The 20,168-nt window shown below is 73.5% G+C and carries 16 protein-coding genes; 4 read left to right on the forward strand and 12 right to left on the reverse strand.

Going from position 1 to position 20,168, the window contains the following annotated elements:
- Window positions 1-98: 98 nt before the first annotated feature.
- On the reverse strand, window positions 99-1,433 hold the full coding sequence (locus tag ACH4TP_RS05045) for a PAS domain-containing protein (protein ID WP_398435722.1): 1,335 nt from the start codon (window positions 1,431-1,433) through the stop codon (window positions 99-101).
- A gap of 565 nt (window positions 1,434-1,998) precedes the next feature.
- Between ACH4TP_RS05045 and iscB the strand changes: the two genes are divergently transcribed.
- The gene (gene iscB / locus ACH4TP_RS05050) at window positions 1,999-3,312 is read left to right on the forward strand and encodes an RNA-guided endonuclease IscB (RefSeq protein ID WP_398435723.1); all 1,314 of its coding nucleotides are present in this window, start codon (window positions 1,999-2,001) and stop codon (window positions 3,310-3,312) included.
- 277 nt (window positions 3,313-3,589) lie between these two features.
- Here the strand turns inward: iscB and pdxH are convergent, their stop codons facing one another.
- Window positions 3,590-4,246: a pyridoxamine 5'-phosphate oxidase gene (pdxH, locus tag ACH4TP_RS05055; RefSeq protein ID WP_398183801.1), complete on the reverse strand. Its 657-nt coding sequence runs from the start codon at window positions 4,244-4,246 to the stop codon at window positions 3,590-3,592.
- 194 nt (window positions 4,247-4,440) lie between these two features.
- On the opposite strand from pdxH, the gene ACH4TP_RS05060 reads away from it, so the two are divergent.
- Window positions 4,441-5,544, forward strand: a complete 1,104-nt coding sequence (locus ACH4TP_RS05060; RefSeq protein WP_389221360.1) for a citrate synthase 2 — start codon at window positions 4,441-4,443, stop codon at window positions 5,542-5,544.
- 93 nt (window positions 5,545-5,637) lie between these two features.
- Here the strand turns inward: ACH4TP_RS05060 and ACH4TP_RS05065 are convergent, their stop codons facing one another.
- Window positions 5,638-6,681, reverse strand: coding sequence for an isopenicillin N synthase family dioxygenase (locus ACH4TP_RS05065; RefSeq protein ID WP_389221362.1), 1,044 nt, complete (start codon window positions 6,679-6,681; stop codon window positions 5,638-5,640).
- 405 nt (window positions 6,682-7,086) lie between these two features.
- Here ACH4TP_RS05065 and ACH4TP_RS05070 point away from each other — a divergent pair, with 405 nt between their 5' ends.
- Window positions 7,087-8,130 carry a M4 family metallopeptidase gene (locus ACH4TP_RS05070; RefSeq protein WP_398435726.1) on the forward strand — a complete coding sequence of 348 codons (1,044 nt, stop codon included), beginning with the start codon at window positions 7,087-7,089 and terminating at the stop codon, window positions 8,128-8,130.
- Window positions 8,131-8,172: 42 nt separating this feature from the next.
- Complete coding sequence (locus ACH4TP_RS05075; RefSeq protein WP_398184327.1) at window positions 8,173-9,132, forward strand: threonine/serine dehydratase; 960 nt, start codon at window positions 8,173-8,175, stop codon at window positions 9,130-9,132.
- 8 nt (window positions 9,133-9,140) lie between these two features.
- On the opposite strand, the gene ACH4TP_RS05080 is transcribed toward ACH4TP_RS05075, so the two are convergent.
- The 9 genes from ACH4TP_RS05080 to ACH4TP_RS05120 all read right to left on the reverse strand — a co-directional run bounded on the left by ACH4TP_RS05080 (window position 9,141) and on the right by ACH4TP_RS05120 (window position 19,939).
- The gene (locus tag ACH4TP_RS05080) at window positions 9,141-9,752 is read right to left on the reverse strand and encodes a TetR/AcrR family transcriptional regulator (protein WP_389221366.1); all 612 of its coding nucleotides are present in this window, start codon (window positions 9,750-9,752) and stop codon (window positions 9,141-9,143) included.
- Complete coding sequence (locus ACH4TP_RS05085) at window positions 9,740-10,468, reverse strand: enoyl-CoA hydratase family protein (RefSeq protein WP_398435728.1); 729 nt, start codon at window positions 10,466-10,468, stop codon at window positions 9,740-9,742. The genes ACH4TP_RS05080 and ACH4TP_RS05085 overlap by 13 nt, the downstream gene beginning before the upstream one ends.
- Window positions 10,465-12,042, reverse strand: coding sequence for a 4-coumarate--CoA ligase family protein (locus tag ACH4TP_RS05090; protein ID WP_389221370.1), 1,578 nt, complete (start codon window positions 12,040-12,042; stop codon window positions 10,465-10,467). Before ACH4TP_RS05090 ends, ACH4TP_RS05085 begins: the two co-directional genes overlap by 4 nt.
- Window positions 12,043-12,143: 101 nt before the next feature.
- Window positions 12,144-12,578, reverse strand: a complete 435-nt coding sequence (locus ACH4TP_RS05095) for a hypothetical protein (RefSeq protein WP_398435730.1) — start codon at window positions 12,576-12,578, stop codon at window positions 12,144-12,146.
- 116 nt (window positions 12,579-12,694) lie between these two features.
- Window positions 12,695-13,828, reverse strand: a complete 1,134-nt coding sequence (locus tag ACH4TP_RS05100) for an acyl-CoA dehydrogenase family protein (RefSeq protein ID WP_398183788.1) — start codon at window positions 13,826-13,828, stop codon at window positions 12,695-12,697.
- Window positions 13,825-15,711, reverse strand: a complete 1,887-nt coding sequence (locus ACH4TP_RS05105) for an acetyl/propionyl/methylcrotonyl-CoA carboxylase subunit alpha (protein WP_398435732.1) — start codon at window positions 15,709-15,711, stop codon at window positions 13,825-13,827. The genes ACH4TP_RS05100 and ACH4TP_RS05105 overlap by 4 nt, the downstream gene beginning before the upstream one ends.
- 7 nt (window positions 15,712-15,718) lie before the next feature.
- Window positions 15,719-17,317 (reverse strand): acyl-CoA carboxylase subunit beta, encoded by a 1,599-nt coding sequence (locus ACH4TP_RS05110; RefSeq protein ID WP_389221378.1) that lies wholly within the window; start codon window positions 17,315-17,317, stop codon window positions 15,719-15,721.
- On the reverse strand, window positions 17,314-19,032 hold the full coding sequence (locus ACH4TP_RS05115) for an acyclic terpene utilization AtuA family protein (protein WP_398435795.1): 1,719 nt from the start codon (window positions 19,030-19,032) through the stop codon (window positions 17,314-17,316). The genes ACH4TP_RS05110 and ACH4TP_RS05115 overlap by 4 nt, the downstream gene beginning before the upstream one ends.
- A gap of 115 nt (window positions 19,033-19,147) precedes the next feature.
- On the reverse strand, window positions 19,148-19,939 hold the full coding sequence (locus tag ACH4TP_RS05120; protein WP_398435734.1) for a TIGR03084 family metal-binding protein: 792 nt from the start codon (window positions 19,937-19,939) through the stop codon (window positions 19,148-19,150).
- Between the last annotated feature and the right edge of the window lie 229 nt (window positions 19,940-20,168).

The following is a 20,168-nucleotide window of genomic DNA, read 5'->3' on the forward strand; positions in this document are numbered from 1 at the left end:
CCCCCGCCGCTCCCCTCTCCGCCCCGGGCTCGCCCTCAGCCTCTCCCGGGGCCGGGACGGCGGACAAGTACCCACAAAAAAGTGGGTGTACGGGGGTGCTAGCGGGCGTCCGCGTCGGCGAGGTCCAGCTCCGCCGCCACCCGGGACGCCACGGCCTCCGCGTACACCACGTCCTCCCGCTCGAAGGGCTTGCGGCAGGCGGCCCGCAGGAACGTCAGGACGCCGAGGGTCCGGCCCCGGGAGCGCAGGACCACGCACAGGGCATGCGCCGCGTCCCCCGGCCACTGGTGGGCCTCCGCCCACACCTCGGCGGTCCGGCCCGCGCTCGCCCGGACCGTGCCGATGCGGTCCCAGGCCTGGAGCGCCGGATGCCGGGGCCCGTACCGCAGCGGGATGCCGCCGCCCACGACGGGCGAGGACGGGCCGGGGGCGGCGCCCGCCGGGGTGGCCAGGGTCCGCGTGAGCCGCCGCTCCCCCGCCGGGCGGTCCACCAGGGCGTGGTCGGCGAACCCGGCCAGGGCGAAGTCGAGCAGGAGCGCCGCGGCCTCCGCCGGGTCCTCGCACTCCGCGACCGCCGCGCCCGCCCGGTGCAGCTGGCTCCACCGGAACCGCAGCCGGTCCGCCTCGCGCGCCGCGAGCCGCTCCTCCGTGACGTCCTGGAACAGCCAGGCCACGCCCAGCGGCACCGGCTCCTCCGCCATCGGCGACGACAGCCGCAGGAAGCCGCTGCGCCAGCACCGGCGGCGCTCCCCCGCGGCCGTCCGCAGCGTCACCCAGACCTCGGCGGGCGAGGCCGGCGAGCCCTCCGCGAGCACGTGCTGGAGGGCGGCCTCCAGCTCCTCCACCCCCTGCACGACGACGTCCCCGAGGGGCCGCCCGAGCAGGGCCGTACGCCCGGCCCCGAGGGCGCGGGCGGCGTGGCCGTTGACGACGGCCGGCCGCAGATCGGCGTCGACGAGCACGACCCCCCACGACGCGTCCTCGAACAGCGCCTCGCTCAGCGCGACCGACCGCTCCAGATCCAGCTGTACGTGCACCTCGCTGAACGCGCAGTACACCCCGGCCGGGCCGCCGTCCGCGCCCCGCACCCCGGCGGCCTGGCTCCGCACGAGGACCCGCCCGCCGTCCTTCCGCAGCAGCACGAACTCGTGGACCTGCCGCCCGGGCCCCTTCATGGCCCCCATCAGCCGCCCGAGCGTCTCCTCGGCGTCCGCGCTCCGCGCCGCCCACCCCTCGAACCCCCGCCGCCCGACGGCCTCCCCCGCCGACCAGCCGAGAATCCGCTCCGCCTCCCGGTTCCAGTGCGTGACCGTCCCGTCGGCGTCGAACGCGCACAGCGCCGCGTCCATCCCGTCCAGCAACGCGGCCAGCAGATCGGCCCCCGCCCCCGGAACGGACACGGCGTCGCTCGCGGCCCCCGTGAATGCACTCATCCAGGCACCCCCCATTACTGCGTCCATTCAACTGGAACGTGACGTGGAGCACATCACCTTCATCGAAATCACCGCATCAGGGGAACGAATGCCGGAGCCCGCCCACTCCCCTCCCACCCACCCCTTTGTGATGCAGATCACATGGCGGTCTTCGCGGGGAAGTCCGCCCCGGCACCATCCCTACGCTGCTCACGCGGACTCGTGAGGTCACTCGCTCCCCGGCGTCTGCCGGAATCCCTCGTGGAATCGGAGTGACCAGCCCCAGTCATCGTGATCGTCGGATCGGAATCGGGTGTCTTCGATGACTACGTTCCCGGCAGGCCGGAAGACCCACCAGGCTGTGCTTCCTCAGCAGCCTGCTCTGGAATCCGCGAGCGCAGACACCCCTGGGAGCAGGGACGAAACGGCTCGCGGACACCTCACGGAGACGCGAGGCACCGGCCGGGGACATGGGCGAGGGGAGACCGACGGGCGCGGCACCCGGGCCCGTCGGCGTCACGCCGAACAGGCAGAGAACAGGGGCGGTGACGCCCCACAGGCGCGTACTGGAAGCGGTAGCCATCGCGTGTTCGTCCTCTCCCGGGACGGGCTGCCGCTCATGCCGTGTCACCCTGCCCGCGCACGCGCCCTGCTGGCCCGTGGGCGGGCCGTGGTGGCACGCCACACACCCTTCACCATCCGGCTGAAGAACCGCAGGCGGGCTGACGCCGAGGTCTCGGGCGTCGAGCTGCGGATCGACCCGGGGTCCCGCGGCACCGGGCTCGCACTCACCGAGACGCTGAGACAGACGTCCCGGGACGGCCGTGCGGCCACCGTCCGGCGGGGGCTGGTGGCGATCGAGCTGCGGCACCGCGGGCCCCAGATCCATCAGGCGATGGTGCGCCGCGCCGGGTACCGGCGCAGACGCCGAACGGCGGGGCTCAGGTACCGATCTCCCCGATTCGCCAACCGGGTCCGCCGGCCGGGCTGGCTCGCACCTTCGCTGCGACACCGGGTCGACTCGGTCTGCTCGGTCGTCGCCCGTCTTCGCCGGTACGCCCCGGTCGTCGAGATCCACGTCGAGGAGAACTCCTTCGGCATCCCCGCCCTCAGCACGGCGGAGGAAAAGGGGGCAGGCGGCCGCACACGCCCACGCACCCGGTCGCACAGGAGCTGTGCCTACTGCGGAGCGTCCGGCGTCCCGCTCAACGTCGACCACATCCGGGCCCGCGCCCGCGGCGGCACCGACCGCCCCGCCAACCTCCTCCTCGCGTGCGTGCCCTGCAATCAGGCCAAGGCAGCCCGTCCCGTCGAGGAGTTCCTGGCCCACCGGCCCGAACGCCTGGCCGCCGTCCTCAGCCGGTTGCGGTCCCCCCTCGGCGACTCTGCCGCCATGAACGCGACGAAGGCACAGCTCCTCCTGATGCTCGAAGAGACGGGCCTGCCGGTGCGCTGCTGGCCCGCGTCGCTGACCTCGGCGAATCGCACTGCGATGGGGCTGGCGAAGTCCCACACGCTCGACGCGCTGTGCGTGGGACCGCTGGGTTCCGGCGCCGGAGACGCCGTCGTCCGTCTCGCCACTTCCGTGTACGTCTTCGCGGCGACAGGCCGCGGCTCCTACGCCCGCACCACCCCGGACCGCTACGGCTTCCCCCGGCTCGTGCGCCCGCGCCGGAAGCGACACCAGGGGTTCGCGAGCGGCGATCTCGTGCGGGCGACCGTACGCAAGGGCCGCTGGACGGGAGTCTGGACCGGCCGGGTCTCGGTCCGCAGTACGGGCCGGCACAGCGTCGCCACGCCCCTGGGGCGGTTCAACGCGACCCACGAGAACCTGCGCCTGCTCCAGCGGGCCGACGGATTCGCGTACGCCTGGCGCGGCGAAGTCGAACTCGTCGAATAAATCGGTTGAGCGCCCTGCCCGGGGTTCGTAACGTATGAGTCACGCATGAAAGGAGGTGATCCGGAAGTGATTTCTTACCGGACCAGCGAGGTGACTGCGGGCTAAGGCCTGCCAGTCGCACTCTGTGCACCTCGGCAGGCCGAACTGCCGAAAAAAACGCAGTCACCCGACACCGTGGGTCGCCGGTAAGTCCGGCCGGCTCCTGTCCGAACCTAGGCGGACAGGACCAGACCCACGGTGTCGTCTGCGTTTCCGGGCCCGTCGGCTCCCGCCGCCGTCAGGGCGCCAGCCGTTCCACCCGCCAGGAGCCGTCGGGGTCGTGGACGTAGCGGAGGCGGTCGTGGAGGCGGTTCTCGTGGCCCTGCCAGAACTCGACCGTCTCGGGGATGACGCGGATGCCGCCCCAGGACGGGGGGACCGGGACCTGTTCGTGGTCGGGGTAGCGGGCGGAGAGTTCGGCGTAGCGGGCGAGGAGGTCGGCGCGGGAGTCGATGACCCGGGACTGGGGGCTGGCCCAGGCGCCGAGCTGGGAGCCGTGGGGGCGGGTGCGGAAGTAGGCGACCGTCTCGTCGCGGCCGACGCGGACGGCGCGGCCGTTGACGATGACCTGGCGGGCCAGGGGGTGCCAGGGGAAGAGGAGCGAGGCGTACGGGTTGGCCGCGAGCTCCTCGCCCTTGCGGGACTCGTAGTTGGTGAAGAAGACGAAGCCGGCTTCGTCGTAGTGCTTCAGGAGGACCGTGCGGGACGACGGGCGGCCTTCGGGGGTCGCGGTCGAGACGATCATCGCGTTCGGTTCGTGGATCGCCGGATTGGAGGCGGTCTCCTTGAACCAGCGGGCGAACTGGCCGATCGGTTCGGGCGCGAGGTCGGCCGCGGACAGCTCCAGGGTGCGGTACTGCTCGCGCATGTCTGCGGGATCCAGGGCGTCGGTCACAGGGCCATCCTGCCGCAGCACCCCAGTCTGCCCGGCACCCCGGGGCGGTAATCCTCTCTCGCCGGATCGGCGCAGTGTGCCGGATGTCACCTTTCCCCGCATCATCGGAACCGTACAGACTCGTCCCCTGGATGACTGTTGATTCCCCACCACGATCAACGCGTTTGATCGATCATCGATAGAGGAGCTGCCTGATGTCCGACTTCGTACCCGGGCTCGAGGGAGTCGTCGCGTTCGAGACGGAGATCGCCGAACCCGACAAGGAGGGCGGCGCCCTCCGCTACCGCGGGGTCGACATCGAGGACCTCGTCGGTCATGTCTCCTTCGGGAACGTCTGGGGCCTGCTCGTCGACGGCGCCTTCAACCCCGGTCTGCCGCCCGCCGAGCCCTTCCCCATCCCCGTGCACTCCGGCGACATCCGCGTCGACGTGCAGTCCGCGCTCGCGATGCTCGCGCCCGTGTGGGGCCTCAAGCCGCTCCTCGACATCTCCGCCGAGCAGGCCCGCGACGACCTCGCCCGCGCCGCCGTCATGGCCCTCTCGTACGTCGCGCAGTCCGCGCGCGGCCAGGGCCTCCCGATGGTCCCGCAGGGCGAGATCGACAAGGCCGAGTCGGTCGTCGAGCGGTTCATGGTCCGCTGGCGCGGCGAGCCCGACCCGAAGCACGTCAAGGCCGTCGACGCCTACTGGACCTCCGCCGCCGAGCACGGCATGAACGCGTCCACGTTCACCGCGCGCGTCATCGCCTCCACCGGCGCCGACGTGGCCGCCTCGCTCTCCGGTGCCGTCGGCGCCATGTCCGGCCCGCTGCACGGCGGCGCGCCCTCCCGCGTCCTCGGCATGATCGAGGAGATCGAGCGGACCGGCGACGCCACCGCGTACGTGAAGCAGGCCCTCGACAAGGGCGAGCGCCTCATGGGCTTCGGCCACCGCGTCTACCGCGCCGAGGACCCCCGCGCGCGCGTGCTGCGCCGTACGGCCAAGGAGCTCGCCGCCCCGCGCTTCGAGGTCGCCGAGGCCCTGGAGAAGGCCGCCCTGGAGGAGCTGCACAACCGCCGCCCCGACCGCGTCCTCGCGACGAACGTCGAGTTCTGGGCGGCGATCGTCCTCGACTTCGCCGAGGTCCCGGCGCACATGTTCACGTCGATGTTCACGTGCGCGCGTACGGCCGGCTGGTCCGCGCACATCCTGGAGCAGAAGCGCACCGGGCGTCTCGTCCGCCCGTCCGCGCGGTACGTGGGGCCCGGCCAGCGGGACCCGCGCGAGATCGAGGGATACGCCGACATCGCCGGCAGGTGATGCCCGCGGGGAGGCGCTCCGGGAAGGCCGGAGGCCGCCCCGGACACCGGGGCCCGGCGGGTCCGCACAGTCCCGCCGGGCCCCACCCGTCTCCTAGACCAGCTGCGCCGACTGCTCCTGCGGGTGCAGCAGCAGGTCCGCGTGGTGGCGGGCCGTCGTCAGGGGGTGGGCCCGGAGCTTGCCCTTCAGCTCGTTGCGGCCGTACTCGGCGAACAGGGGGTTCGCCGGGTCGACCGTGACGCCGGGGGCCCGGTCCGCGTACGGGAACTGCAGGGGGGCGATCCGGGCGTCGAGGCGCGGGTTGTAGAAGAACGGCACGGAGAATCGTTCCGTCGCCCCGGGCGGCGAGACCACCCGGTGGTTCGTCGCGATCAGGTAGCCGTTCGTGGCGACCTCCAGGAGCTCGCCCAGGTTGACGACGAAGGCGCCCGGCAGCGGCGGGACGTCGTGGAAGTTGCCGTCCTCGCGCTGCACCTGGAGCCCGCCGACCTGGTCCTGGAGCAGCAGGGTGAGGAAGCCGTAGTCCTTGTGCGCGCCGACGCCCTGGTCGTCGCCCTCGCCGCTGCTGCCCGGGTAGCGCACCAGCTTGAGGTGCGGGTGGGCGCGCGGGCCGAAGATGTCGTCGTAGAAGTCCGCGGGCGCGCCGATGGAGGCGAGCAGCTCGTGGAGGAGCCGCTCGGCGACGCCGCTGAGGCGGTCGATCCAGTGCAGGGCGGCCGTGCGGAGCTCGGGGAGGGCGGCGGGCCACTGGTTGGGGCCTTCGAGCCACCAGTACGGGGCTTCCCAGGGGCCGGGGTCGCGGGCGGGCCGCTCGGCGCCGATGTCGAGCTGGTCGCGCCAGTCGCGGGCGCCGGCGGTGCGCTCGTCGCCGATGCGCGTGTAGCCGCGGAAGTGCGGAGAGTTGATGTTGTCGAGGGCGAGCCGGTCGGCCTCGGGCAGGGCGAAGAAGGCGCGCATGGCCGAGGTCAGGGCCTGGGTCTCGGCCTCGGTGATGCCGTGCCCGATGAGCTGGAAGAAGCCCACGTCGTGGGCGGCCGAGTGGAGCTGTGCGTGGAGCAGCTTCCGGGCCTGGTGGCCCCGGTCTGCGGCCGAGAGGTCGACGATGGGGAGCTGCGAGGCGTACGAGCTGTGCGTCATGTGTGGATCCGCGGGGTATACGGGTGCCCGGGCGGCCGCCAAGGGTGGGGCGGGGGCCACGGGTGCCGGTCGGCTGGGGCTCTGAACGAGGGACCGCGGGGGTGTGGAGTGGTACCCCGGAAGGTCAGGCGGAGCGGCGACAGCTCATGCTCGTGACGCGGACGTAGTCCACGTGGCGACGGCGTACGAGCAGAGGCATGGGGCCAGCGTACTGCGACGGGGGGCGGGGCCACTGTGGTCCGCGTCACGTCGGGCGGCTCGATGGCGCAAAGTCTGTTCAAAGCGGCCGGGAGTGAGCGAAGATCGCCGCCACGCGTGTTGCGTACACGCCATACTTCCCGTCGCTTCTCGCCTTCTTCCGTCTTCTTCTTCCCGTCGCAGCATCCCAATCGCAGGAGGATGTCCATGACCCGCCGCACCTCTCGTGGCCTGGTCGCCGCGGCCGCCGTCACCGTGGCCTCCGCCACCGCGGCGCTGCTCCCGTCCGCGGGAGCCTCCGCCGCCGCCGCCGCTCCGCAGGCCCGTGTCTTCATGGTGAACCCGGTGCAGTCCTCGGGCGACCAGTCCCTCGCCGACCACAAGGACGCGGCGAGCGACATCCCCGCCTCCGCGTACGCCACGGTCGCCCTGCGCAACCTCGACGCGAGCGGCGGCCTGTCGGGCAGGTGGGCCGCCGTCCGCTCGGAGACCGGCAACCCGGCGAAGGCCGCCGCTGCCGCCTCGTACGACCGCCACGACGACGAGTTCGAGCAGGTCATGGCGTACTTCTGGGTCAACGAGGCGCAGGAGTACCTCCAGGGCCTCGGCTTCGGCACCGAGCTGCGCGGGGCGAACGACCGGGTGCAGCCGGTCCGCCTCAACCAGTGGGGCTCCGACAACTCCTTCTTCACCGACAAGAAGGACGAGATCCGCTTCGGCAAGGGCGGCGTGGACGACGCCGAGGACGCCGAGGTGATCGTCCACGAGTACGGCCACGCCGTGCACGAGGCCCAGGTCCCCGGCTTCGGCAGCTCCCCGGAGGCCGGCGCGATCGGCGAGGCCTTCGGCGACTACCTGGGCATGGAGGTCGGCGCCGCCGCGGACGCCAAGTACGGCTGGCCGATGAAGACCGAGCTGGCCTGCGTCGGCGACTGGGACTCCACCGGCTACACGGCGACCGCCCCGCACTGCCTGCGCCGCCTCGACGGCACCAAGACGTACGCGGACCGGGTGGGCGAGGTCCACGCCGACGGCGAGATCTGGTCCCGCGCGCTCTTCGACATCCGCGGCAAGCTCGGCGCCCGCACCGCCGACCGGATCATCGTGAACGCCCAGTTCGGCTTCGCCCCCGACACCAGCTTCAAGGACGCGGCCCTGACGACGGTCGCGACGGCGCAGAAGATGTACGGCACGGCGGCGGCGACCGCGGTACGGGACGCTTTCCGGGCGCGCGCGATCCCGGGCGTCTGACGGGTGCCCCGGTCGGGGGCCGTAGGGCACAGTGAGGGCGTGCTGATCACCGTCGCGGATGTCGAAGCCGCTGCCGAACGCCTCTCCGGACACGTCGTACGGACCCCGACCCTGCCCAGCCCCGGGCTGACCGCGCTGCTCGGCGCGGACGTCACCGTGAAGCTGGAACTCCTCCAGCGCACCGGCTCGTTCAAGGCGCGGGGCGCCACCGTCAAGCTGCTCTCGCTCTCCCCCGCCGAACGGGACGCCGGGGTCGTCGCGGTCAGCGGCGGCAACCACGGCATCGCGCTCGCGGTCATGGCCGGGGTCCTCGGCGTCCGGGCGACCGTCGTCATGCCCCGGACCGCCCCGGCCCGCGCCGTGGACGCGGCCGGAGCCGCCGGGGCGAAGGTCCTCCTCACCGACACCGCGCCCGAGGCGTTCGCCCTCATGGAGGAGCTGCGCGCCGGGGGCCTCACCCCCGTCCACCCCTTCGACGACCCGCTGGTCGTCGCCGCGCAGGGCACGGTCGGCCTGGAGTTCGCCGAGGACGCGGGCGAACTGACCGACGTGCTCGTCAGCATCGGCGGCGGAGGTCTGATCGCCGGCGTCGCCACCGCCCTGCGCGCCCGCCGCCCGGGGATACGGATCTGGGGCGTCGAGACCGAGGGCGCCCAGGCCATGACGGCGGCCCTCGCCACGGGCAGCCCGGTGCCGGTCGAGCTCTCCTCGGTGGTGTCCACGCTGGCCGCCCCCAGCGTCTCGGCGCTCACGTACGCGCACGCCGAGGCCCTGGTCGAGGACGTGCTCACGGTGACCGACGCGGAGGCCGTGCGCGGCACCCTCGACCTGGCCGAACACGCCAAGGTCTGGGCGGAGCCCGCCGCCGGCTGCCTCCTCCCCGCCGCCCGCCGCGTCCTGGAACAGGTCGGTCCCGACGCCCGTCTCGGCCTGGTCGTCTGCGGCGGCAACGCCACGACGGCCGACGTGACGGCCTGGGCGGAACGCTTCGGGGTGCGCTGACCGACCCGTCAGTGCTCCGAGAGCGCTTCGCTCACCAGCCGCGCCCACTGGGACACCACCCGTTCCCGGCGGGCGCGGTCGTCCGTCAGGAGGGTCGCGAGGCCCAGGCCGCGGGCCATGTCCAGGAGGCCCTGGACGGTCTCCCGGACCCCGGGCCGCGACTCGTCGGCGCCCAGGACCTCGACGGCGATCCGGTGGGACTCGCGCCCGACGCGGGCCTCCAGCTCCGTGACCCGCTCACGGAGCTGCTCCTCCCCGGAGGCGGCGACCCACAGGTGGAGCGCGGCCCGGAAGAGGGGCCCGGTGTAGAGGCCCACGAGGGCGGCGACGGCCTGCTCGCGGTCGTCCGTGGGGACCGCCCGCAGGGCCTGGGAGCGTTCCTCCGCGACGTACTCGACGGCGGCCGTGAACAGGTCCTCGCGGGTCGGGAAGTGGTGCTGGGCCGCGCCCCGGGAGACGCCGGCCCGTTCGGCGACGACGGCGACCGTGGAACCCGCCCAGCCGTGCTCGGCGAGGCAGGACACGGCGGCCTCCAGGAGCCGCTGCCGGGTGGCGCGGCTGCGGTCCTGCTTGGGGTTGCGCTCGCTCCGGTCCGGTCGGGGTGTGGTCAGAGCCGCCATGCGGGGTCCCGTCGTTCGAGGAAGGCCGTCATCCCCTCGCGCGCCTCGGCGGAGGCGAAGAGCGTGGCCGACCTCTGCACGAGGTCCTCCGCGTCGCGTTCGAAGGTTTCCAGGACTCTAGCGGTGACCAGCCGTTTCGCCTCCCGCAGGCCCTGCGGCGAGGCGGCGCGGAGGGAGTCGAGGATGGCGTCGAGCTCCCCGTCGGGGGCGGTCACGAGGCCCATCGCGACGGCCTCCCGCACCCCGAACCGCTCGCCCGTCAGATAGTGCCGGGCGGCCGCGCGCGGTTCGAGGCGCGGCAGGAGGGTGAGGGAGATGACGGCGGGCGCGACCCCGATCCGCACCTCCGTGAGCGCGAAGTCCGCCCCCTCCCCCGCCAGCACGATGTCGGCCGCGCCGAGCAGACCGAGGCCTCCCGCCCGGGTGTGGCTGCCGGCGGTGACGCGGGCGACGACCGGTTTCGGCAGCTCGACGATCTGCCGGAGCAGGTCGACGAAGGCGTACGGGCTGGGCGGGGCCTTCAGGTCGGCGCCCGCGCTGAACGTGGAGCCGGTGTGGGTGAGGACGACGGCCCGTACGGAGGGGTCCTTGCCGGCGGCGCTTAGGGCGTCGGCGAGCTCGGTGACGAGCGGCGCGGAGAGCGCGTTGCGGGTGGCCGGGGAGTCCAGGGCGAGGGTGGTGATGCCCCGCTCCTCGGAGACGTTCACAAGGGTCATGCGCGGTCCCTCAACTCTCTGCGGAGGATCTTCCCGGACGCTGCCCGGGGGACGGTGTCGATGAACTCCACCGCGCGGACCTTCTTGTACGGGGAGACCCGCGCGGCGACGTGCGCGACGACCTCCTCGGCGGTGAGGCCGGGCGCGGCGGGCTGCCGGACGACGTACGCCTTGGGGATCTCGGTGCCGTCCGCGTCGGTCACCCCGATGACGGCGGCGTCGGCGACGCCCTCGTGCGTGAGGAGGACCGCTTCGAGCTCGGCGGGAGCGACCTGGAACCCCTTGTACTTGATCAGCTCCTTCACCCGGTCGACGACGAACAGCCACCCGTCCTCGTCGACCCGCCCGATGTCCCCGGTGTGCACCCACCCCTCGGCGTCGATCATCGCGGCGGTCGCCTCGGGCCTCCCGAGGTACCCCTTCATGACCTGCGGCCCCCGGATCGCGATCTCCCCCTCCTCGCCGGGCGCGGCGTCCTTCCCGGGGTCGTCGAGCGAGAGGATCCGCATCTCGGTGGACGGCAGCAGCCTGCCGACGGTCCCGGGCGGCGGCTCCGGCGCGTCCAGCGGCACGACGTGCGTCCCCGGGGACAGCTCCGTCATCCCGTACGCCTGCCCGACCGGCGGCAGCCCGAGCCGCGCCGAGCAGGCCTCGGCGAGCGCGGCGTCGAGCGGTGCGGCGGCGCTGACGATGTACTCCAGCGACGACAGGTCGTACTCGGCGACGGCCGGGTGCTTGGCGAGCGCGAGGACGATCGGCGGGGCCACGTACAGCCCGTTGATGCGGTGCTCCTGGATGGCCCCGAGGAAGGTGTCCAGCTCGAAGCGGGGCAGGACGACGACGGTGGCGCCGGAGCGGAGGGGTGCGTTCATCAGGGCCGTGAGCCCGTAGATGTGGAAGAAGGGGAGCACGGCGAGGATCCGGTCACCGGGCCCCATGGGTATGACGGGCTCCAGCTGCGCCAGATTGGTGGCGATCGACGCGTGGGTGAGCATCACGCCCTTGGGGACGCCGGTGGTGCCGGAGGAGTACGGGAGGGCGGCGACGTCCTGGTCGGGGTCGACGTCGATCTCGGGCACGGGGGCGGTGGAGGCGAGGAAGTCCTGCAGCGAACGCACGCCTTCCTCCTCCGGTGCACGGTCACAGACGAACATCTCCTCGACCCCGCCCGCGAGTTCGGCGGCGGCCCGGGCCGGGGCGAGCAGCGGCGACACGGTCACGATCCACCGCGCGCCCGAGTCCCGCAGCTGCTTCGCGAACTCCTCGGGCGTCGCGAGCGGATGCACGGTCGTGACGGCGGCCCCGGCGCGGGTGGCGGCGTAGAACGCGACCGGGAACAGCACGGTGTTGGGACTGTGCAGAGCGACCACGTCCCCCTTCCGCACCCCCGCCTCCGCCAGCCCCGCGGCGACCCTCCGATGAAACGCGTCCACCTGCCCGTACGTGAGGCCGAGCCCCCCGGCCCCGTCGACCAGCGCGGGCGTGTCGGCCCACTCGGCGGCGCGCCCGAGGACGGCGTCGTGGATGGGGAGGGAGACGGTGGGAACGGGCTCGTACGCGCTGTGGAACACCATGCGTTGCCCCCTGGGGAGGTGGAAGGTGATCGCCAGGATCGCTGCTGCGGAGGGGACTTGGGGAGACCCCGTCCAGACCTTCTCAGCACCCCGGAAAACAATCAAGCACGCCTGCATGATTTCAAGTCGAGGGCCCGCTGGCCCCGGGCCAGCCAGCGCACCGGCCAGTGGAGGAGGACTGCCAGGCAGAGGAGCCAGCCGAGGGCGTGGACGGTCCAGACGCCGGCCATGGTGGGGCCGCCCCAGGCCTGGTGGTAGTCGGTGTCCCCGTACCAGAGGGGGTAGGCGAAGTTGCGGGCCGAGTTGAAGAGGGAGTAGCCGATCAGGGCGAAGGCCGCCGCGTCCAGCGGGAGGCCGAGCACCGCCCGGCCGAGGACGCGGCCGCCCGTCCACCCCTCGCCGCCCGCGAGCCGGGCCTGGAGGCGGGCGGCCCGGGTCGGCTGGCCGGTCAGGGTCAGGGCGGACGCCGCGAGGCCGACCGGCAGCGCCAGGAAGGCGCGGGCGGCGGTGGAGACGGTGCGGCGGATCGGGGGCATTTGCGGGCTCCTCGCGTCGTTCTGCGGATGCCCGTACCTTCGTGCCCCCTCCCCGTCGGCGTCGTCACACCCCGGGGCCAAGCGGCCCGTCATACCTGGGTGCTACCCGGTTCGGGTCAGTACGACTTGGGCAGGCCCAGGGTCTGGTGGGAGACGAAGTTGAGGATCATCTCGCGGCTGACGGGGGCGATGCGGGCCACGCGGGCGGCCGTGATGAGGCGGGCGAGGCCGAACTCCTTGGTGAGGCCGTTGCCGCCGAGGGTGTGGACGGCGGTGTCGACGGCCTTGACGCAGGCCTCGGCGGCCGCGTACTTCGCCATGTTGGCGGCCTCGCCCGCGCCCATGTCGTCACCGGCGTCGTAGAGGGCGGCGGCCTTCGCCATCATCAGGCGGGCCAGTTCGAGTTCGATGTGGGCCTGGGCGAGGGGGTGGGCGATGGCCTGGTGGGCGCCGATGGGGGCCTTCCAGACCTGGCGCTCCTTCGCGTACGTGACCGCCTGCGCGAGGGCGTACCGGCCCATGCCGATGGCGAAGGCGGCGGTCATGATGCGCTCGGGGTTGAGGCCCGCGAAGAGCTGGAGGAGGCCCGCGTCCTCGTCGCCGACCAGGGCTTCGGAGGGGAGGTGGACGTCATCGAGGGTGAGTTCGAACTGCTTTTCGTTTGCAGCGAGTTCCATTTCGATGGGGCGGCGGCCGAAGCCCTCCGCCTCGCGCGGGACGATGAAGAGGCAGGGCTTGAGCGAACCCGTGCGGGCGTCGGACGTGCGGCCCACGATCAGGGTCGCGTCGGCGATGTCGACGCCCGAGACGAAGACCTTGCGGCCGTTCAGGACCCAGCCTTCCTCCGTGCGGGTCGCCGTCGTCGTGATGCGGTGGGAGTTCGAGCCCGCGTCGGGCTCGGTGATGCCGAACGCCATCGTCTTGGAGCCGTCGGCGAGGCCCGGCAGCCAGGCCCGCTTCTGCTCCTCGGTGCCGAAGCGGGCGATGACCGTGCCGCAGATCGCGGGCGAGACGACCATCATCAGGAGCGGCGCGCCGGCCGCGCCCGCCTCCTCCAGGACGATCGACAGCTCGGCCATGCCGCCGCCCCCGCCGCCGTACTCCTCGGGGAGGTTCACGCCCAGGTAGCCGAGCTTGCCCGCCTCCGCCCAGAGTTCGGCCCGGTCGAAGCCGGGGCCGTGGCGGTGGCCGAGGGCGGAGACGGCGGCGCGGAGGGCCGTGTGCTCTTCGGTCTCGATCATGGTGCTCATGCGGGGTGTTCCTCCTGTGCTTCGGTCGAGGCGTTTTCCTGTACGACGGCGAGCAGGGCGCCTACCTCGACCTGGCGGCCGGGGGCGGCGTGGAGCGCGGTGAGCGTGCCGGAGGCGGGGGCGATGACGCGGTGCTCCATCTTCATGGCCTCCAGCCAGAGGAGCGGCTGCCCGGCGGTGACCCGGTCGCCGACGGCGAGGCCGTCCGCGACCCGGACGACGGTGCCGGGCATCGGGGCGAGCAGGGAGCCGGGCTCCCGGAGGTCCGCCGGGTCGGTGAAGCGGGGGCGGGCGGTGAGGCGGTGCCCCCCGGAGTGGACCGTGTCGCCGTATGCGGCCACGGTGAAGTTCCTTACCACTCCCGCCACTTCGAGGCGTACGGCCTCCGGGGTCGCCTCCACCACCCGTACGCCCTCCGGGGACGTGACCTCGTAGCCGCCGTCCCTCGTCGGCCGGTAGCGGACCTCGTGGTCGCCGTACGTCCTCGTCTCGTCCTGGGAGCGGAGGTTGCGCCAACCGCCGCCGAACCGGCCCTTGCCGGAGGACGCCGCGGCGAGGGCCGCCGCGACCGCCGCGTACTCCCCGCCCTTCGCCGGGGCCGTCAGTTCGGGCAGGTTCCGGTCGTAGAAGCCCGTGTCGAGGGCTGTTCCCAGGGCGTAGTCGGGGTGGCCGAGCGAGGCGAGCAGGAGGTCCCTGTTGGTGACCGGGCCGTGGAGCACCGTCCGCTCCAGGGCGTGCGCGAGCTTGCGGAGGGCCGCCTCGCGGGTCGGGGCGTGGACGATCACCTTCGCGAGCATCGGGTCGTAGTGGACGCCGATCGGGTCCCCGGAGGCGTATCCGGTGTCGACGCGGACCCCTGCCGGGACCTCGAAGCGGTGCAGGACCCCGGTCTGCGGGGCCCAGCCCCGGGCCGGGTCCTCGGCGTAGAGCCGGGCCTCGATCGCGTGGCCGCGCGGGGCCGGGGGCTCGGGGGGCAGGGCGTGGCCCTCGGCGACGGCGAGCTGGAGGGCGACGAGGTCGACGCCGTAGACCTCCTCCGTCACCGGGTGCTCGACCTGGAGGCGGGTGTTCATCTCCAGGAAGTGGGCCCGGCCGTCCGCGACGAGGAACTCGACCGTGCCCGCGCCGACGTAGCCGACGGACTTCGCGGCGGCCGCCGACCGCTCGTACAGCTCGTCCAGAAGCGCGGCGGGCAGGCCGGGCGCCGGGGCCTCCTCGATGACCTTCTGGTGGCGGCGCTGGAGGGAGCAGTCGCGGGTGCCGAGCGCCCAGACCGTGCCGTGGGTGTCGCAGAGGAGCTGCACCTCGACGTGGCGGCCGTTCTCCACGTACGGCTCGACGAACACCTCCCCGTCGCCGAACGCGCTCGCGGCTTCGGCCGACGCCGCCCTCAACTCGCCTTCCAGGGAAGCGAGTTCTCTTACGATCCGCATCCCCCGGCCGCCGCCGCCCGCCGCCGCCTTCACCAGGACGGGCAGGTCGGCCTCCGTCACCTCCCCCAGGGGCTCGATCCCCAGGATCTCCTTCGCGCGGGTCTTCGACGCCATCGCCTCGATGGCCGCCGGCGGCGGGCCGATCCAGAGCAGGCCCGCGTCGGTCACGGCGCGCGCGAAGTCGGCGTTCTCGGAGAGGAAGCCGTAGCCGGGGTGGACGGCGTCGGCGCCCGCCGCGAGCGCCGCCTCCACGACGAGGTCGCCGCGCAGGTACGTCTCCGAGGGCGCGGCCCCCGGCAGGCGTACCGCCGCGTCGGCCTCCCGGACGTGCAGCGCGCCGGCGTCCGCGTCGGAGTACACGGCGACGGTGGAGATGCCCAGGTCACGGCAGGTGCGGAAGACCCGGCAGGCGATCTCGCCCCGGTTCGCGACCAGTACGGTCTTGATCATCAGTGCCTCACATTCGGAAGACGCCGAAGCCGCCGCGCGCGCCCTCGACCGGTGCCGTGTGGATCGCGGAGAGGCACAGCCCGAGGACCGTGCGGGTGTCGCGGGGGTCGATGACGCCGTCGTCGTAGAGCCGGCCGGAGAGGAACATCGGCAGGGACTCGGACTCGATCTGGGCCTCCACCAGGGCGCGCAGACCGGCGTCGGCCTCGTCGTCGTACGGCTGCCCCTTCGCCGCCGCCGAGGCGCGCGCCACGATGGAGAGGACTCCGGCGAGCTGCTGCGGGCCCATGACGGCGGACTTCGCGCTCGGCCAGGCGAAGAGGAAGCGCGGGTCGTACGCGCGGCCGCACATCCCGTAGTGCCCGGCGCCGTACGAGGCCCCCATGAGGACGGAGAGGTGGGGGACCTTCGAGTTCGACACCGCGTTGATCATCATCGCGCCGTGCTTGATGATGCCGCCCTGCTCGTACTCCTTGCCGACCATGTAGCCGGTGGTGTTGTGGAGGAAGACGAGCGGGATGTCGCGCTGGTTGGCGAGCTGGATGAACTGCGCGGCCTTCTGCGACTCGGCGGAGAAGAGGACGCCCTGCGCGTTGGCGAGGATGCCGACCGGGTAGCCGTGGAGCCGCGCCCAGCCCGTGGTCAGGGAGGTCCCGTAGAGCGGCTTGAACTCGTCGAAGTCCGAGCCGTCGACGATCCGGGCGATCACCTCGCGCGGGTCGAAGGGGGTCTTGAGGTCGCCGGGGACGATCCCGAGGAGTTCCTCCGGGTCGTACTCGGGTGGTTCGGCCGGTGCCGGGTCCGCGTGGTGCTTGCGGTGGTTGAGGCGGGCGACGATCCGGCGGGCCTGGCGGATCGCGTCGGCCTCGTCGACGGCGTAGTGGTCGGCGAGACCGCTCGTGCGCGCGTGCATCTCGGCGCCGCCGAGGGACTCGTCGTCGCTCTCCTCCCCCGTCGCCATCTTCACCAGCGGCGGGCCGCCGAGGAAGACCTTCGACCGCTCCCTGATCATCACGGCGTGGTCGGACATGCCGGGGACGTACGCGCCGCCCGCCGTCGAGTTCCCGAAGACGACCGCGACGGTCGGGATCCCGGCGGCGGAGAGGCGGGTGAGGTCGCGGAAGAGCGCCCCGCCCGGGATGAAGATCTCCTTCTGGGAGGGCAGGTCGGCGCCGCCGGACTCGACGAGCGAGATGACGGGCAGCCGGTTGGCGTACGCGATCTCGTTGGCCCGCAGCGCCTTCTTCAGCGTCCACGGGTTGGAGGCGCCGCCGCGCACGGTCGGGTCGTTGGCGGTGATCAGGCACTCCACGCCCTCGACGACCCCGATGCCGGTCACCAGGGAGGCCCCTACGGTGTAGTCGCTGCCCCAGGCGGCGAGCGGCGACAGCTCCAGGAAGGGGCTGTCGGGGTCGACGAGCAGCTCGATGCGCTCGCGGGCGAGGAGCTTGCCGCGCTTCTTGTGGCGGGCGGTGTACTTCTCGCCGCCGCCGGCGAGGGCCTTGGCGTGCTCGGCGTCGAGGGCGGCGAGCTTGTCCAGCATGGCGGCGCGGTGGGCGGCGTAGTCGGGTCCGCCGGTGTCGAGGGCGGAGGCGAGGACGGTCACTGGAGTACCTCCGGGACGTCGGACGGGAGGGCGGCGGCGGGGGCCTCGGGCGGGAGGGCCTCCGGTACGTCGGGCAGGAGGGCGGCGGCCGGGGCCTCGGGCAGGAGGGCCTCCGGAATGTCGAGGTGGCGGGAGCGGAGCCATTCGCCGAGGGCCTTGGCCTGGGGGTCGAAGCGGGCCTGGGAGGCGACGCCTTCGCCGAGGATCCCGGTGATCGTGAAGTTGAGGGCGCGGAGGTGGGGGAGGAGGTGCCGGGCCACCTTCAACGGGGCGGTTTCCGGGAGGAGTTCCCTGAACTTCTCCACCGTGAGGGTGTGGGCCAGCCAGCGCCACTCCTCCTCCGTCCGCACCCACACCCCGACGTTCGCGTCGCCGCCCTTGTCGCCGCTGCGGGCCCCGGCGATCCGGCCGAGGGGCGCCCTCCGGGTGGGCCCCTCGGGGAGCGGCGGCGGAAGGTCCGGGTCGGGTACGGGTTCCGGTTCGCGGGTCCTCGGGGGTACGGGGAGCTCCCGGCGGGTCCCGTCGGGGAGGACGGCCGTGTGCGGGACCTCGCCGGCCGGTACGTACTCCGCCTCGAAGACCCCGTAGGGGGCGCCCTTGCCGGGCGGGGCGGTGACGTGGAAGCCGGGGTAGCTCGCGAGGGCCAGTTCGACGGCGGCCCCCGTCACGGCGCGGCCGACCTTCTCGGGGTCCTGGTCGCGGACGACGAGGCGGAGCAGGGCGCTCGCGGTCTCCTCGGTCTCCGCGTCGGGGCGGTCGGTGCGGGCGAGCTCCCAACGGACCTCGGAAGGCGCCGACTTGGCGAAGGCGTCGGTGACCTGGTCCTGGAGGAGGGCCGCCTTGGCCTCGATGTCGAGGCCGGTGAGGACGAAGACGACCTCGTTGCGGAAGCCGCCGAGCCTGCTGAGTCCGACCTTGAGGGCGGGGGGCGGGGCCTCTCCCCGTACGCCCTCGACGCGGACCCGGTCGGGGCCCTCCTGGGTGAGCCGTACGGAGTCGAGGCGGGCGGTCACGTCGGGGCCGGGGTAGCGGGCGCCGGCCGTCTCGTAGAGGAGCTGGGCGGTGACCGTGCCGACGTCGACGAGGCCGCCCGTCCCCGGGTGCTTGGTGATGACGGAGGAGCCGTCGGCGTGGAGTTCGGCGACCGGGAAGCCGGGGCGGCGGAAGGCCAGCGGGTCGTGTGCGGCGAAGAAGGCGTAGTTGCCGCCGGTGGCCTGGGTGCCGCACTCCAGGACGTGCCCGGCGACGACCGCGCCCGCCAGTTCGTCGTACGCCTCCGGGCCCCAGCCGAAGTGCCACTGCGCGGGCCCGGTGACGAGGGCGGCGTCGGTGACCCGGCCGGTGACGACGACGTCGGCGCCGGCGGCGAGGCAGGCGGCGATGCCGGCGCCGCCGAGGTAGGCGTTGGCGGTCAGCGCGCCCTGGCGCGGCGGCAGCCGGTCGCCCTCGACGTGGGCGATCCGGGTCGGCAGCCCGAGCTTCGCGGCGAGGGTGCGGAGGGCGTCGGCGAGACCGGCGGGGTTGAGGCCGCCCGCGTTGGCGACGATCCGGACGCCGCGCTCGTGGGCGAGGCCGAGGCCCTCCTCCATCTGGCGCAGGAAGGTCTTCGCGTACCCGGCCGTGGGGTCCTTGAGCTGGTCGCGGCCGAGGATCAGCATGGTCAGTTCGGCGAGGTAGTCGCCGGTGAGGACGTCGAGTTCGCCGCCGGTGAGCATCTCGCGGACGGCGTCGAAGCGGTCGCCGTAGAAGCCTGAGGCATTGCCGATGCGGATCACTTCTCCGCCTCCTCGGGGGCGCGGCCGGGGGTGTTGCCGATGCGGAGGATGTTCTTCACGAGGCCTCCTTGGCGGCGCGGCCGCCGCCCGCCGGGCCCGCGAAGGCCTGGGCGATGCCGAGCCACCGCTCGGCGTCCTCGCCCTCGGCGGTCAGGGCGGTGTCGTCGCGGTGGACGCGCTGGGTGACGAGGAGGCAGAAGTCGAGGGCCGGGCCGGTGACGCGCTGGGCGGCGCCCTCGGGGCCGTACGTCCACGACGTGCCGTCGGGGGCGACGAGTTCGAGCCGGAAGGGGTCGGTGGGCGCCGGGACGCCCCTCACCAGGTACGCGTAGTCGCGGGCCCGGTGGCCGATCCAGGCGACGTGCCGGAGGCGGGCGGTGGGCGTGCGGACGACCTTCAGCGCGTCGGCCACGTCCTGGCCGTGCGCCCAGGTCTCCATCAGCCGGGCGGTGGCCATGGCGGGGGCGCTCATCGGCGGCCCGTACCAGGGGAACCTGGCCCCTTGCGGGACCGCGCGCAGGGCCTCCTTGAGCTTCTCGCGGCCGTCTCGCCAGTGGGCGAGGAGCTCGGCGGGCGGCAGCTTCGCGCCCTCCTCCGCGCCCTCGTCCACGAAGCGGTCGGGCGCCGCGAGGGCCTTCTCCGCCTCGACGGCGAAGGCCTCCGCGTCGGTGGCGGCGAGGAGGGCGGCGCGGTCGGTCCAGGCGAGGTGGGCGATCTGGTGGGCGACGGTCCAGCCGGGGGCGGGGGTGTCCGCCCTCCACTGCCCCTCGCTCAACTCCGCGACGAGGCTGTCGAGTTCCTCGCTCTCCTCGCGCAGGTCGTCGAGGACGTCGACGGGGTCGGACACGGTGCGCTCCCCTCGGGGGACGGGCGGTCACGGGCCTTCGCGGAGGAGCATGCCAGCGGGACCAGAAACAATCAAGCGTGCTTGCTTTAGTTTCTGGGCTTGCGGTGGGCGGCGCGGCGCGGGCCGCGCCGCCGTTGTGGGCCGCGCCCGCCGGGGCGGTACCCACCCTCAACGGGCAGCGGGTGCGGGCCCCACACGAGGGGGCCCACACGGGGCGGGGCGAAGCCCC

It is taken from the genome of Streptomyces sp. NPDC021012 (assembly GCF_044333355.1).
Classification (GTDB): domain Bacteria; phylum Actinomycetota; class Actinomycetes; order Streptomycetales; family Streptomycetaceae; genus Streptomyces.

Excerpts from the sequence above, each read along its gene's own strand:
- ACH4TP_RS05045 (WP_398435722.1), bottom strand. The coding sequence starts at position 1,433 with ATGAGTGCATTCACGGGGGCCGCGAGCGACGCCGTGTCCGTTCCGGGG.
- ACH4TP_RS05060 (WP_389221360.1), top strand. The coding sequence starts at position 4,441 with ATGTCCGACTTCGTACCCGGGCTCGAGGGAGTCGTCGCGTTCGAGACG.
- ACH4TP_RS05065 (WP_389221362.1), bottom strand. The coding sequence starts at position 6,681 with ATGACGCACAGCTCGTACGCCTCGCAGCTCCCCATCGTCGACCTCTCG.
- ACH4TP_RS05070 (WP_398435726.1), top strand. The coding sequence starts at position 7,087 with ATGACCCGCCGCACCTCTCGTGGCCTGGTCGCCGCGGCCGCCGTCACC.
- ACH4TP_RS05080 (WP_389221366.1), bottom strand. The coding sequence starts at position 9,752 with ATGGCGGCTCTGACCACACCCCGACCGGACCGGAGCGAGCGCAACCCC.
- ACH4TP_RS05085 (WP_398435728.1), bottom strand. The coding sequence starts at position 10,468 with ATGACCCTTGTGAACGTCTCCGAGGAGCGGGGCATCACCACCCTCGCC.
- ACH4TP_RS05090 (WP_389221370.1), bottom strand. The coding sequence starts at position 12,042 with ATGGTGTTCCACAGCGCGTACGAGCCCGTTCCCACCGTCTCCCTCCCC.
- ACH4TP_RS05095 (WP_398435730.1), bottom strand. The coding sequence starts at position 12,578 with ATGCCCCCGATCCGCCGCACCGTCTCCACCGCCGCCCGCGCCTTCCTG.
- ACH4TP_RS05100 (WP_398183788.1), bottom strand. The coding sequence starts at position 13,828 with ATGAGCACCATGATCGAGACCGAAGAGCACACGGCCCTCCGCGCCGCC.
- ACH4TP_RS05105 (WP_398435732.1), bottom strand. The coding sequence starts at position 15,711 with ATGATCAAGACCGTACTGGTCGCGAACCGGGGCGAGATCGCCTGCCGG.
- ACH4TP_RS05115 (WP_398435795.1), bottom strand. The coding sequence starts at position 19,032 with ATGCTCACCGGCGGCGAACTCGACGTCCTCACCGGCGACTACCTCGCC.